Annotated in this window: 18 protein-coding genes; 2 read left to right on the top strand and 16 right to left on the bottom strand. The window is 39.1% G+C overall.

Annotated elements, in window-relative coordinates:
• The first annotated feature begins 13 nt into the window (after positions 1-13).
• The gene (locus tag AC0NJP_RS02515) at positions 14-583 is read left to right on the top strand and encodes a nitroreductase family protein (protein WP_474698658.1); all 570 of its coding nucleotides are present in this window, start codon (positions 14-16) and stop codon (positions 581-583) included.
• 361 nt (positions 584-944) lie between these two features.
• Here AC0NJP_RS02515 and AC0NJP_RS02510 read toward each other — a convergent pair whose 3' ends face one another.
• The 14 genes from AC0NJP_RS02510 to AC0NJP_RS02445 form a co-directional block, all read right to left on the bottom strand.
• Entirely contained in the window at positions 945-1400 is a 456-nt protein-coding gene (locus tag AC0NJP_RS02510) for an OmpH/Skp family outer membrane protein (RefSeq protein WP_474698657.1), read from the bottom strand.
• A 389-nt stretch (positions 1401-1789) separates the two neighbouring features.
• Positions 1790-2218 (bottom strand): DUF488 domain-containing protein, encoded by a 429-nt coding sequence (locus tag AC0NJP_RS02505; RefSeq protein WP_474698656.1) that lies wholly within the window; start codon positions 2216-2218, stop codon positions 1790-1792.
• A gap of 363 nt (positions 2219-2581) precedes the next feature.
• Positions 2582-3523, bottom strand: a complete 942-nt coding sequence (locus tag AC0NJP_RS02500; RefSeq protein WP_474698655.1) for an HAD family hydrolase — start codon at positions 3521-3523, stop codon at positions 2582-2584.
• Positions 3524-4529: 1006 nt separating this feature from the next.
• Positions 4530-5027 (bottom strand): cysteine hydrolase family protein, encoded by a 498-nt coding sequence (locus AC0NJP_RS02495; protein WP_474038436.1) that lies wholly within the window; start codon positions 5025-5027, stop codon positions 4530-4532.
• A 29-nt stretch (positions 5028-5056) separates the two neighbouring features.
• Entirely contained in the window at positions 5057-5389 is a 333-nt protein-coding gene (locus AC0NJP_RS02490; protein ID WP_474698654.1) for an antibiotic biosynthesis monooxygenase family protein, read from the bottom strand.
• 119 nt (positions 5390-5508) lie between these two features.
• Positions 5509-5784 (bottom strand): YlmC/YmxH family sporulation protein, encoded by a 276-nt coding sequence (locus tag AC0NJP_RS02485; protein ID WP_474038434.1) that lies wholly within the window; start codon positions 5782-5784, stop codon positions 5509-5511.
• A gap of 102 nt (positions 5785-5886) precedes the next feature.
• Positions 5887-6480, bottom strand: a complete 594-nt coding sequence (gene spoIIR, locus AC0NJP_RS02480) for a stage II sporulation protein R (RefSeq protein ID WP_474038433.1) — start codon at positions 6478-6480, stop codon at positions 5887-5889.
• A 24-nt stretch (positions 6481-6504) separates the two neighbouring features.
• The gene (gene sigG, locus AC0NJP_RS02475; protein WP_474038739.1) at positions 6505-7284 is read right to left on the bottom strand and encodes an RNA polymerase sporulation sigma factor SigG; all 780 of its coding nucleotides are present in this window, start codon (positions 7282-7284) and stop codon (positions 6505-6507) included.
• A gap of 203 nt (positions 7285-7487) precedes the next feature.
• Complete coding sequence (locus tag AC0NJP_RS02470; RefSeq protein ID WP_474038432.1) at positions 7488-7679, bottom strand: hypothetical protein; 192 nt, start codon at positions 7677-7679, stop codon at positions 7488-7490.
• A 104-nt stretch (positions 7680-7783) separates the two neighbouring features.
• Positions 7784-8341, bottom strand: a complete 558-nt coding sequence (locus AC0NJP_RS02465) for an N-acetylmuramoyl-L-alanine amidase family protein (RefSeq protein ID WP_474038431.1) — start codon at positions 8339-8341, stop codon at positions 7784-7786.
• An 11-nt stretch (positions 8342-8352) separates the two neighbouring features.
• A complete protein-coding gene (gene sigE / locus AC0NJP_RS02460) occupies positions 8353-9090 on the bottom strand; it encodes an RNA polymerase sporulation sigma factor SigE (protein ID WP_474038430.1) in 738 nt (245 codons plus the stop codon).
• 19 nt (positions 9091-9109) lie between these two features.
• Positions 9110-9979 (bottom strand): sigma-E processing peptidase SpoIIGA, encoded by an 870-nt coding sequence (locus AC0NJP_RS02455; RefSeq protein WP_474038429.1) that lies wholly within the window; start codon positions 9977-9979, stop codon positions 9110-9112.
• Between the two features lie 166 nt (positions 9980-10145).
• On the bottom strand, positions 10146-11195 hold the full coding sequence (gene ftsZ / locus AC0NJP_RS02450; protein ID WP_474038428.1) for a cell division protein FtsZ: 1050 nt from the start codon (positions 11193-11195) through the stop codon (positions 10146-10148).
• 31 nt (positions 11196-11226) lie between these two features.
• Complete coding sequence (locus tag AC0NJP_RS02445) at positions 11227-12420, bottom strand: cell division FtsA domain-containing protein (RefSeq protein WP_474038427.1); 1194 nt, start codon at positions 12418-12420, stop codon at positions 11227-11229.
• 166 nt (positions 12421-12586) lie between these two features.
• Between AC0NJP_RS02445 and AC0NJP_RS02440 the strand changes: the two genes are divergently transcribed.
• Entirely contained in the window at positions 12587-12748 is a 162-nt protein-coding gene (locus AC0NJP_RS02440; RefSeq protein ID WP_474038426.1) for a hypothetical protein, read from the top strand.
• A gap of 90 nt (positions 12749-12838) precedes the next feature.
• Here AC0NJP_RS02440 and AC0NJP_RS02435 read toward each other — a convergent pair whose 3' ends face one another.
• Both AC0NJP_RS02435 and AC0NJP_RS02430 read right to left on the bottom strand, forming a co-directional pair.
• Positions 12839-13168, bottom strand: a complete 330-nt coding sequence (locus AC0NJP_RS02435; protein ID WP_474038425.1) for a small basic family protein — start codon at positions 13166-13168, stop codon at positions 12839-12841.
• Positions 13165-13857 carry a DUF881 domain-containing protein gene (locus tag AC0NJP_RS02430; protein ID WP_474038424.1) on the bottom strand — a complete coding sequence of 231 codons (693 nt, stop codon included), beginning with the start codon at positions 13855-13857 and terminating at the stop codon, positions 13165-13167. The genes AC0NJP_RS02435 and AC0NJP_RS02430 overlap by 4 nt, the downstream gene beginning before the upstream one ends.
• Between the last annotated feature and the right edge of the window lie 9 nt (positions 13858-13866).

The following is a 13866-nucleotide window of genomic DNA, read 5'->3' as shown; positions in this document are numbered from 1 at the left end:
TAGGAGGAAATTAATGGATACACAAGAAGTAATTACGCAAAGAAGAAGCATTCGAAAGTTTCAAAACAAAGTCATACCACAGAAAATAATAGAAGAAATACTAGAGTTAACGATAAAGGCCCCGTCAGGAAAAAATCGCCAGCCTTGGAGATTTGTTGTCCTACAAGATGAAGGGAAAAATAAACTAGTAGAAATCATGACGCAAGTCATAACTTTACGCAAACAACAAAATTTAGATATTGGAAGTTGTGAATCAACAATAAATGCAATTAAGCAAGCACCATTGCTAATTTTAGTATTTAATCCTTTTTCTAATGTGGAGAAAGATTACAACCATTTTAGATTATTGACGGATACACAGTCAATCGGGGCAGCCATTCAAACCATGATTCTATCCGCACAAAATCGTGGTCTTGGTAGTCTTTGGATTTGTGACATATTCTACTCTCAAAATGAAATATGTACATGGCTAAATCGTTCTGATGAACTTGTTGCAGCAGTCTCTATTGGCTATCCTAACGAAAATCCCTATTCTCGCCTGCGTAAATCTTGGAACGAAATAACGGAATGGGTCAATTGGTAATTGGCAACAAAGGAATATTTGCCATAATAACCATAATTTTATCTAATATCGTAAGTAACGTACCTGCCGTAACGCTCTTGAAATTCTTCTTACCGCTCAAGTCAAACTGCCGTCAATCAAGCTTTCGATTCCGTAAGAAAAATAACCCCGTCCATTATTGGATGAGGTTATTTTTCTTACGATCAAAGACGGCTTATCCGTACAAATATTGACTGTTAAATCTAAATCTAATGCTCACTAGTACTAACAAATACGATTCTTTTTGATTATGAAACTTAATATATTGCGACTCAATAGCAGTACCTTTATTACTAGTCTCGTTTTCACTAATTTATAATGTTTACTAATTTATAATGTTTACTTATTTTCCAGTAATGATTTTTACTACATCATTAGTTATATCTAAGCCGCCATAAACAATATTATCTTTAGTCAAGACCGCTTTTATCCCCTTAGCATCAGCCACCGATTTAATTGCGGTCGCAATTTTGTCACTAATAGGTCCCATAAGTTCTTGCTTTTTTTGGTCAAGATCTTGCTGCGTTTTTTGATAAAGCGCTTGCTTATCTTGATCATTCATATTAGCACTTTGTGTATCAAAATCACTTTTTGCCTGTGCAACTGCATCATCTAAAGTTTTCTGTGCTGTTGCAGTTGCCGGAACCTGCGATAATAAAAGTTGATAATCCACAATACCAATTTCATTAGCAGCTTTAGCAGCATAAGTTGTGCTAGGATTGAAGCCGAATGCATTAATCACTCCGAGAATAAATAATATTGTAGCAAATTTCTTTCCTTGACTTATAATATTAATCATTTTATTATCCTCCTACTGTATCCAGTATTTGCTGACCAACCTTCTTCTAGGATTATCTCCCGTCAGTTTTTTATTATAGCTATCAATCTTTTGAATCTTTTTTGATAATCTCATTTGGTAGCGTCAAAGTTCAACAGATGCTAGTGAATCATATAGGAGTACTTATAAGTCTCTATTGGTGAACTACATTTTTTATATCTCTCAAAGGCTCTTTTTCCATTTTCTAATCTTGATTCTAAAATTCTTGGACGGTGCAACTGAATTTATATGCAACCATTTATTCTTCTAGTAAATATCACGTTGTGCTATGTAAAAATGGATACTAGGCAATATTTTGCCTAGTATCCATTTTTATGGTAATTATAATCAACTAGAGCTACTAAAAGATTCTAGAGATGGATTACTTCTAGCCCATCAATTTTCGCCACCAAATAATCCGCGAGCAATCGCCGATGACACTGATCAACCGAAGGATCACTAGACAATAAGCAGTCACCGTCAAAAAGTTCAGGACTCAATAGAATTTCACGAGCATTAATAGTAGTAATATATCCCTTTTCAAACTCTATCCGGCTTATTTTCTTCGCCTTATAATCATCTATAAGATTTTCTGTGGGAGAAAGCTCTGGCATATGAATATAGTCTATGTTAGCAATGACTTTGAGAAAATACTCCAAATCTGCTTTCTTCGTATATCCAGCGAGCTGCGAGGTATTTTTGAGACGAATATCTATTATTCGTCTTACTCCATTCTTTTGTAACAACGCGAAAAAATCACAAGCAGATTTTTTCCCAGACCCAATAGTATAAAGTACCATAATTCTACCTGCCTTCTAATTTAAAATAATATGATAAAGTGAACAATCCAAAAACAAATGGATCTTAATTACTAAAGTATTAAATATCTTATCATGTAGTCCCTGTTTACAGGAAGTAAATGCAATCATCAAATATCCCACAATCGGCACTGATCAGCATATAGTTATAATTACAAAAGCGATGATTATCTCTGTAATCCCCATATTTTGATCCATAGCGGCAGTAAAAACATCAATGTAACATAAAAATATTTTTGATAAAACTTCTATTCGATTAGGAATTAAGAATATTCAGCAAGTATAAACTATATTCTTTTATTTATTGAACAACATCGTATAAATAACGAATCCTTACATTGCTTATTAGATTAGATGCTTTGGCAATGGAGAAAGATGTTTGCTCATTAAATCACGGTTTTGTCTGTAAATGTTTTCAGCGATTTCCTTTATTCTATTTGTTATCCACATATAAGTGGTTGTTCCTTCAGAATAATCAGCCTCTGCATACATATCAATTCGCTCTTGCCTTATCAGCTCATTAACTTGTCTAAACGCGCCTTCATCTCCGTGAGGATAAATAGCAAAAGTGCTCCCCCCATGTCGCTTTACTACTGAAAATGCAGGAATATCACTTGGTCCATCAGCAATATAAATCATATTTTGAAAAGGAATTCTCCTGTCTTCTTCCGGCATTTGAGAGTTAACGTCAATTTCTTCATGAATATTAGAACCCTTATTTATTTCAAATAAAGCTCTGGTTTTGGATGTATTATCAATTACATACCCAATTTGAGATATTTCTTTATTTACTAGTTCGGAACTTTTACTTTCTATTAAGTCTGTTTGCTTAACATCTTCGATAAATTGACATCCCCATACTCCATCAACATTTTGCATTACTACAGATCCTTTTATAATTTCAATTAATCCAGTACTAACAATATAGTGTTCAACTTTTATGTCATATTCCCTATATTTACTTTCATTAGCAATGAAATCCTTAGTTTTAGAGAAAATCTCGGGTATTCCTTTATAAAATTTAAGTTTTTCACCATAGGATCTTAGCTTTTGGTTATTTAAGCCTCTAAATAGACCTTGCTTTGTACAAGTAATAAAATGGTTTAAATATATGGTATCTTGATTAACATCAATGCCTTGCTTTTTATAAAACTGACTAAGAGAATTTACTTCCTTCCAAAAAGCTTTGGCATCAACATTAAATTCTGCAAAAATCGGATCTTGCATATATCCATCCACTAATGTTTTATCAAAGTCCCATATTACTGCTATTTTATTGGAAATCACTGTAATCAGCTCTTTTCATTTTATATTTCTCGTCGATCCATCTTGATACTCATTGAAACCAAATGGGTATTTGTATATACTTCAGTAGGATTTTTACTCCAGTTTAATTTTGCATCCTTATCTTGTCCAAAATAGCAACCCGCAAATATCCTTCATCTGTATTTTAAAAAACAATTAGAAAGACTACTCTTTCCCCTTAGATCTTTTGATTTTTCTCGCTCCACTATCCCATTTATCTGAAAGCCTATTGTTAACCAAAATAAAATGCCAATCCCAATAAATAAGGACTCTAAAATTGTAAGTTCATGAGGCTTAGATTGAAAAATGTAATATGGAAACCCTATAATAAAAATCACAAAAAAGGCTATCCACTTCCATTTTTTCATTTTAGCTAATTTATAAGTCCCCCAAAAGGCATAATAAATTGAAGCCACTATAAAAGTCCATAAAAATCCATTTCTAAAGAAAATCCCCCCCTCTATCAGATTCATAACAAATTATTTTTAAAACAACTATATGTATTTCACCCATCGTAGGCTTCTAGCGCTACCGGCAGTAGGCAATCGCCTTATTGCCTACTGCTGGGAGGGATAATAAACTGCACTCTTTATCTCATCTCTGGTAGCACCTAGCTCTTTCGCATGTTTTACATAAACGGGAGCCCGCTTAATAGTCCAACCGCTGCTAAAACAGCAATATAAGCAATCTCTTCTGTTTTGGAATCAAGGCTACTGATCTGATCGAGTTATTGAACAGGTTCTAATCATGCTTTAGATTGTTCTGAATCTTCTTTTAAAAAGCATTCAAAAGCATTACTTACATTTTCCAAACAAATACCTCCCAAATATCTTTAGTACAAAGTAAAAAACTCACATTCTAACAGCTGGCCTATTCCTTAGGATGAGCTATAAAATGTGAGTTATATTTCTATGGCTATAGCATAATTTTTGCGGACTACACCAACTGCTTGATTTGATAAAAAGCTACTAAACAATCTTACTCAGATCTACTCTAATGCTTTTTTTAAAAGCTTTAGCGAAATTGTATCGTTAATACTTTCGATAAAAGGAATATTTGCCGTATTTACACTAGCAAGGGTCCAGCTCAATAGAGCGGGTGTAAAATCTCTGTCCAGGGCACCACGATACGTAGACAAGATGCAATATTCGGCACAAAACCCACTAATAATAACGGTATCAACGTTTAGCTCATGAAGTACTTTTTCTAATTCAGTTTTATTAAAAGCATTACCATAGGTTTTATGAATACGCTGATCAGTCGGCAAAATATTGAGCGATTCTGGTAGTTCAAAGCCCGGTGTACCAGGAACTAAACCATTTGCTTCATCAATATGCTGTATAACAATAACTGGCAGCTTCTTTTCTCTAAAAAACACAAGGGCTTCATTAATAAAGTGAACTGCCTTGTTTAATGAAGCTGTAGTTTCTGGACTAATTTCAAAGAATTGGTTTTGGACGTCCACGACTAAAAGAGCTGGTTTCATACAAATCACCTCATCTTAAAATAATTTCTTTATTTAAATAGCCCATTTCTCTCTACCTTGCAAATTCTTGTAGCAAAATTTTTATACCACACTTCATTCCCCTTTTTTTGCGCTACTAAATGCTTCTGATCATTTTTCCACTGTTCAATAGCTTCTAGTGAATCCCAATAAGAGACAGTAATACCAACACCACTGGCATCTCTTGCACTTTCAATTCCAAGAAATCCTGGCTGCCGTTCTACTGCCTTGATTAATTCATCACCGATCCGATTATATGAATCTAAATCTTGATCACCCATAAGAGAGGTGAAAATTACTGCATAATATGGTGTTTCCGGTGTTTTAGCAATTCTACTACTCACAAAAAACCTCCTTGAAATGTATCTCCATTCATTTATTTCTATTTTATAAAGGAATCCCCTGCCTCAAATCGAACATATGTACTTATTTATATAAAAAAACTCTAACCGTTACTATCTGGTTAGAGTTTTTCATTGCTATTCAATTTCTTATAATCAGAACCAGCTGTCATTTCTACTAGAATTACATCAAGGCCAATTTTATGGATCTTATGCCAAGGAATCACCATATCATCGCCACGGCTGAATATACCAAAGAGACCGCCAGCGCCAGGCACGATGAGGGCCGTTAATTCCCCCTTATCCACATCAATTTCAATATCGCTGATTGTCCCTAGCCGTCTGCCATCCGATATATTAATAACGTCTTTTACTTTTAGATCCGAACTCTTGATCACGATTTCCCCCTCCACTTCACTTTTCACTACAGTATATGAAGGACAAGATAGGAACGTGACAAAAATTTAATTTTGTAAACAACGAGCTAATTTAACGACCTGTTAATGGCCTGTCAATAGCTCAGCAAAGCGGCTTTTAAAGTAAATGACTGGTTGCTCCTGGCCTGGTTGCTGCGTCGAAACTTCTGGAGCCTGCGACGTCGATGGCGTTGCTAAGCCATCAATTAAACAGAGCGGCGGGAAAAGTACACACCACCAGTTTTGACCTTGGCCGCTGCCTAGTAAAATTCGCACAGCATCATAATCGCCTGCCGGAAACAGCAGTGTGCCATAAGTACGGGCCGGAAAGGCAAAGTTGCCTTGCTGCAAGGAAGCGCTATAATCCACCGACTCCTCTTGCAAAACCTGATTGGCTACAGCTAGTATCTCCGGCTCATTTTGGGCTATAATCCGTTCAGCGTCGGCCTTGGTTACAGCTGTCGCTAACTTTTCCGTTAAGTAAGTTACCACGGCATTACGCACCTTATATTTGATCGCCTGATCTTCCTGTGAATCACTATTGGCCAAAATATGCAGGCGAACCACTTTATCAGCAAAGACGGATGCTGTTGGTTCCTTGGACTGAGCTTGTAAAAAAAAGAGCCAGCCGCCAAGAATAAAGAGTATCAGACAGCCTAATAACAATCGTTTTAGCAAATTTTCTCTCTCCCTTTTTCCGCTTTAAACATGCTTACGCATATGAGTTAACGCTGCTTTTTCCAGACGCGATACTTGCGCCTGTGAAATACCGATTTCATCAGCGACCTCCATTTGGGTTTTCCCTTCAAAAAAACGCAAAGTCAGTATGTGTTTTTCCCGATCATTTAATTTTCGCAACGCTTCTTTGATCGCCACACTTTCTAGCCAACTCATATCAATATGCTTGTCATCACTAATTTGGTCCATAACATAAATCGGATCGCCGCCGTCATGATAAATCGGTTCAAACAGAGAAATGGGCTCTTGAATCGCATCAAGAGCAAAGATAATTTCTTCGCGAGGCACCTGTAACTCTGCCGCAATTTCATGAATGGACGGTTCTCTGGCAAACTTGGCCACAAGCGAGTCTCTTACTTGCAATGCCTTGTACGCAACATCACGCATAGAGCGACTAACTCGAATTGGATTATTATCGCGCAAATAGCGGCGAATTTCACCAATGATCATCGGAACTGCATAAGTCGAAAACTTTACATTTTGACTAAGATCAAAATTATCAATTGCTTTAATCAAGCCGATACAGCCAACTTGAAATAAATCGTCGACATATTCACCGCGATTATTAAAACGCTGAATCACACTCAAGACCAGCCGTAAATTGCCATGGATCAATTCTTCTCGCAAAGGAAGCTCACCGGATTGGAGGCGTTCAAACATATTTCGCATTTTACTTGCTGAAATCACCGGGAGCTTCGCTGTATTCACACCGCAAATTTCCACTTTATTAATCAAGCTTACCACCACCTTTTTTTCCCATTTATTCAATATGTTTACTCTTATCAGTATGAACGAACTGCCGTGTTTTTATACAAAAAAAGAGAGCCTTACATCCACAGTGGACATAAAACTCTCGCTAAAATAGCAAAAAGTCATTTCTAGTCGCTTATACGTCGGCCAGAAATGACTTTTTGAATACAATGCTAAACAGATTCAAGACCTATCAATTAGCTGAGGGAAGTTAAATCAACATAAACGCCCTGAGCTGCGCCATAGAATATAACAACGCCAGTGATCGCAAATAACAGAGCTGTTACACCAACAAACAGAAGTTTATCTTGCAAAGAGACTCTATTGTTTGAAGCATGATCTTTCTCTATAACCTCACAGTAGCCATTTTCACAATATGTATGGTTCATATAATTCCCTTCTTTCCCAACAAAAATACCTTGTGAGGTTATTATAGTCCTCGTCTATTGATTTGTAAATGATAATGGTTATTGTTTAAATTTTAAATCTACACTCACTTTTTTGAAAATACAAAGTAATCGCTAATCGCTCTGGCAATCGCCCGAGAAAACTGATCCTGACCGTCGCTGGCAGCAAGCAGTTTGGCATCCGCCTCATGAGACAAAAAAGCCAGTTCAATCAGACAGGCAGGCATTGTTGTATAAGCTAACACCGAGCGATCATTGTCACCAGAAATGGTTTTAATGCCCCGATCAGCCACTGGCAGAGAATTGACGATTTGACTCTGGCTGCGCATCGCTAGTTGCGCCCCTGCCGTCGATCCCTGATAATACCACGATTCTGTGCCGCAGCTTGAATTATCCTCAGAGCTATTACAATGAATGGCTACAAACACATCATAGTCACCAGCATTGGCTTCTTTGACGATTGTATCCCCTGATTCATGCTGAAAAACCCTTGTCGCATAGCCTACGGCTTCTAAATAAGCGGCTGTCTGCTTAGCTACTGTTAAAGCAATATCACATTCCCGCAGGTTGAACCTCTCATTTACCACGCCGGGATCGGGATCGCCTGCTGGCGCATGCCCGGGGTTTAAAAACACACTAGCCATGACGGTCCCCCCTACTCTAATTGTTTCATGTGCTTTTTCATTTTTTGAATAATCCGTTTCTCCAAGCGAGAAATATAAGATTGTGATATTCCCAGAAGATCGGCTACTTCCTTCTGAGTTTTTTCTTTGCCGTCATTTAATAAACCAAATCGAAGCTCCATGATTTTCCGCTCGCGCCCAGTAAGCCGATTCATAGCTGTGTATAACAGGGTTTTATCGACTTCTTCCTCAACTGATTTATAAATGATCTCATTATCTGTTCCTAATACATCGGAAAGCAATAACTCATTGCCATCCCAGTCAATATTTAAGGGCTCATCAAAGGACACTTCAGAGCGAATCTTCGAATTCCGCCGTAAATACATTAAAATTTCGTTTTCTATGCAACGCGAAGCGTAGGTTGCGAGCTTAATCCGTTTAATCGGGTCAAAGGTATTTACTGCCTTAATTAAACCGATGGTACCAATGCTCACTAAATCTTCAATTCCCACGCCCGTATTTTCAAACTTTCTGGCGATATAGACTACAAGCCGTAGATTATGTTCAATAAACACACTTTTAACAGCCCCGTCCCCTTTTTGCAATTTAGCCATTAAAAACATCTCTTCCGCATTCGATAGCGGCGGTGGCAGCACTTCGGTACTGCCTACATAGTATAGTGAATTGGTTCTTTTAGCACCTAGGGAAAGAAGAATCGCCGTTATTTTTACTTTTACGTAAAATTTCATCATTGGCCACTTTGTAAACATAGGCCCGCCTCCTTCTTCATTACAACTCTGCCATTACGGCAGGGTGAAGCAACAATTGATAAGAACCGTCAGGAGCCAAAGGGCCGGGAACGAGGGCAAGAACCACTTGATAGGAACTCTGCTGAATCATAATCTTATCAGGACGAAACCCCATCAGCATCTCCGTTTTGACAATTCCCTGACAATAAACAAGTTCTAAACGATTAGCGATCGCCATATTTTGCTGTGATATATCGCTAAAAATTTCTTCCGGCCTTTTACGCAACCCATCAAGCAGCGAAGCTGGTAAAAACTCCCGTAATGCGCCGCTCTCTACAATTAACACCGGACGATGATCGGCTAGCGTATACAGGGCATTCCCTGTATCTAGGTAGCCTTTCAGTACAATACTGTTTTCTTCATAACAAATCGTAACAGGAAAGTAGAGTTTTTCATGGCGAAATTGCTGTAAAAAACCTTTTGACCAAATTAAAATGCAACTTCCGCCAATTACACCTCCTCCAATAATTTGTGAAAGAGTAAACTCGAAGGGTTGCGCCTCGGTCCAGGAAAACGCGGATTGCCAAAAAAAGTGCCAACCCAAAATGGCGCCGCCAAAGACAAAAGAAGTACACCAAAAAATGAGAAGCATCCGCGTCATTTGCCGCCAAGTTTGACAGACAAAGGCAATATGGACTAACAAAAACGAAAGGACTAGCTTGCTTAACGGCTCATATAGCAAAGCAAGCTGGGGCAAGACTTCACCTAGTGAATAAACAGAGCCCAGTAAAGCGGCTCCAAAGGCTCTCACAGGTAAAAAAGGCGCGCCAGAAACCCACGCTGTAAAAAATAAAATCAAGCTGTTTAAGACAAAATTTAATAAAAGCAGTTCATCAAAATAAATAATCATAAGACTGCCTCATAGATGATATGGTTTCGCTCCGGAAGCTATGCCTATTATAACAAAGGAATTGTTAAAATTTTGTAATTCGAAAGGCTAAGGAAACCGTCAAAACATGAAAAAACCAGCCAAGAAATGACTCTTGACTGGTTTTTATGTACTTATGTTGTTTTTATTAGCGGCGCATAAATGTAGGAATTTCTAAGTCGCGCCCTTTAAATTCTAAAACAGGAGCTTCACCTGCTTTAGGCGTTGGTGCTGGTTTTGCGAGCGGTTTATCAAATCCTGTAGCAATAACTGTGACGCGTAGTTCTTCTTCTAAAGATTCATCAATAACCGCACCGAAAATAATATTCGCTTCTGGATCGGCAGCATTTTGAATGATTTCTGCCGCTTCATTCACTTCAAATAAACCTAAGCTGGAACCACCAGTAATATTTAACAACACGCCTTTGGCGCCTTCAATGGAAGTTTCCAGTAAAGGGCTGCGTATCGCAGCTTCGGCAGCTACAGACGCCCGATCATCGCCTTTGCCAACCCCAATGCCCATCAGAGCAGAACCGGTTTCCAGCATAATCGTTTTTACATCGGCAAAATCAAGATTGATTAGACCAGGTACGGCAATCAAATCAGATATGCCTTGTACACCTTGCCGAAGTACATCATCGGCCATACGGAAGGCATCCATAATGGACGTGCGTTTGTCAGCAACTTGCATAAGACGATTGTTAGGAATGGTAATGAGTGTATCCACTTTTTCTTTCAACTTAGCAGTACCGCGCTCGGCCTGATTTTGACGACGGCGCCCTTCAAAGGAAAAGGGTTTTGTCACGACTCCCACCGTCAAAGCTCCGACTTCTTTCGCACACTCAGCAACTACAGGCGCAGCACCAGTTCCCGTTCCGCCGCCCATACCTGCGGTAACAAACACCATATCAGCTCCGCGCAAAGCTTTAATGATTTCTTCACGACTTTCCTGAGCCGCCTGCTCACCGACATCGGGATTTGCTCCAGCGCCAAGACCTTTAGTCAATTTTTCACCGATTTGAATCCGATTTTGAGCCTGCGACAATAAAAGCGCCTGTGCATCTGTATTTACTGCTAAAAATTCCACACCTTTAAGTCCGGCGGTAATCATGCGGTTCACGGCATTACTGCCACCGCCGCCAACTCCAATAACCTTAATCTTGGCAAACTGATCTAAATCCATATCGAATTCAAGCATGGATGATGTTCCTCCTTATATCCTTGCATGGTCATGAACCAAACATATTTTTCACTTTATTTACGACAAACTGCCAAGTAGACGGTACCTTATACTCTGGTGACAAATTATCGGCTGCATAGCAGAGCACACCATAGACTGCACTACTTGTCAGAGCTTGATATTCTTGCGGCATCCTATGAGCTATAATCACCTCTGGTTTTAAGGTAAACTGTTTTTCGATCTGCTCAATAAAACTGGATAACTGCGCACATCCCCCTGTCATATACACAGCAGCCTTCGCCCATACGTCGGCTTCCTGTGGTAGATAGTTTTTTATGTCTTCTCTCATCAGATACACTAGCTCTTCCGTGCGGCTTTCGATAATATCATGCAAAAAATCATAAGCGATTTTTTCCTTCAGCCCCATAGAGTCATCGCAATCCAACATAATATTCTGACGATATAACCCTTTATCTAATTTCGCATAATATTTTTTTATTCCTTCTGCCTGCTCTAAAGTTACTGAAAAAGCTTGTGATAAATCGCTGGTAATATAGTCGCCACCATAGGGCAAAGACGTTGATAACACAAGCTGCCCTTGCCGTAACAGGCTTACATCGGCCGTACCAGCCCCTAAATCAAAAATTAAAGCTTCCTGTTGCTTGATTTCTTCTTTTAAGCCCAAAAGAGCTGCATAAGAATTTGCTACAAAGCCGCTTACCGGAATCGACTGCCGTGCAAGCTCGGCATTTAGCTGACTTTTTAACGCTTTGGGCATGGAAATTACATGAGTTTTTACACGCAGCGAATGACAAGCCTTCCCTTGCGGAAAATCCTTGTAAACCTGCTTATCAAGACTATATTCAACAGGAATAATATGCAAAACAGCTTGTTCCGATGATAAAGCGGCTACGGACGCTCGGCAGGCTCGTTCCACATCGGATTCTGATACATTCTGCGGCTGCATCGGCGCCACAGATCCCTCCAAATTGTCTGATTGTAAAATAGCCGCACCAATTCCTACATAGGTACATTCAAACGGCCCAGCTACGGCTGTAGTGACACATTCCACAGCTTGGCGTACTGCAGCAACCACTGCGGGAATCTGCTCAAATTTACCCTTATAGTAACCTTGCATCGGCGCTACGGCACTGGCCAAAATCTCCACTTTGCCGTCAACGGCCTTTCCTGCTAATACCTTTGCCTGACTTGTTCCAATATCAATTGCTAATACTTGCCTCATAATGCCTGTGTCCCTCACTGCGAACTTGATTATGTTTCATTCCTTAATGTTTCAACATAAGAGGCGTTTTCCCTTTTTTTAGCGAGAAAAAAGCGAATATTTTCATGACATGTTCTGCCTCCGACAGGAAACAATAATAACGAAAAAACAGGAGGTGAAATGGCGCATGAAAGACTTCAAACATCCCTTATATCCCTTTTGGAATGGTAAAAATTTAGGAAATAATGACGAATTTAGTGATTTTGCCAAACAGGTGTTAGCAGAAAGTACGCCAGAGGCGCCTTGTGAAATTAGTTCCGAAACAACACCTGCTTATGAAACGGAATAAAATTGAGACAAAAGTCTTACTACTTTTAGCGCATAGAAAAGGGAGAAATAGGCAAAAGCCTATCTCCTTTTTTCTATTGCTATTTTGTTCTTATTTCTTTAAGAAATACCGTCGAATAATTGCTAAGTTCTGAAAAACTCGTAAACCAAAAGCTAACGAAGCAACATAATACAAATCAATGCCTAATCGCTCACCAATAAATACTAAACCGGCAGCAAGCAACGCATTGGTAAAAAACCCGGTAATGAAAACCGTATTATCAAATTTTTCTTCTAAAGCAGAACGCAAACCGCCAAAAACACTGTCAAGGGAAGCCAATAACGCCACAGACATGAATTTAGCATACTCTGCTGGTAAACTAAAGGGAATTAAGCTTCCTAAGATAATGCCTAAAATAAGACCGCCAATCGGTAGCATCATGATGGGCTATCCTCCTTTGGCTTTGCATAGTCAAAGCGGAAGGGGCCTTTATAGGCAGGAATCGAAATTTGCTCTTGCCTTTTCATCGTTACCTGAATACCCCAAAATTGAAGCGTCTCAACAACACCACCACGCATTTTCAGCGAATTTTCCATAGTCGCTCCGTCACCGATGGCTCGAATTTCATAAGGCGGTGAATAGCGCGTGTTGTTAACTGATAAGGTCGGACCGGCGCAACGAATTTCCGATGTAGCAATAATTCGTTGTTCATTAATGGAAATCGCTTCAGCGCCAGCAGCTCTTAGTTCATTAATCACCTTTAAAATATCTTCATCATGAATTAAATAAAGGTTAGGATTTTCACCAGGTTTTGTAGGGCGTTTACTATCATCAATAGAAACAATAATACCAGGACCCTCTAGCGCCACTACGCCTGCTCCCATACGAATATTTTGACTTTCTTTTGCTGCGGTCTCATTCCCGCTGGCTTGCCGCATTTCTTGAACTTGCTTTAACAGAGAATCGCGCTCTTTTTCTGTTTGGTTCAGTCGTTGTGATAGATCTTCAATCCGCTGAAATGGAATTGATGAACGGATATCCTGCGTTGTACGAAATTGTACGGCAAGCATAATACCAAGCACAACACAAACAAGTGCAATGGCTACCTGTCCCTGCCTTAAGGCTGTCAAACTAGTCCT

The organism is Pelorhabdus sp. sgz311002 (assembly GCF_056134285.1).
This window is presented reverse-complemented; position numbering and strand designations above follow the sequence as displayed.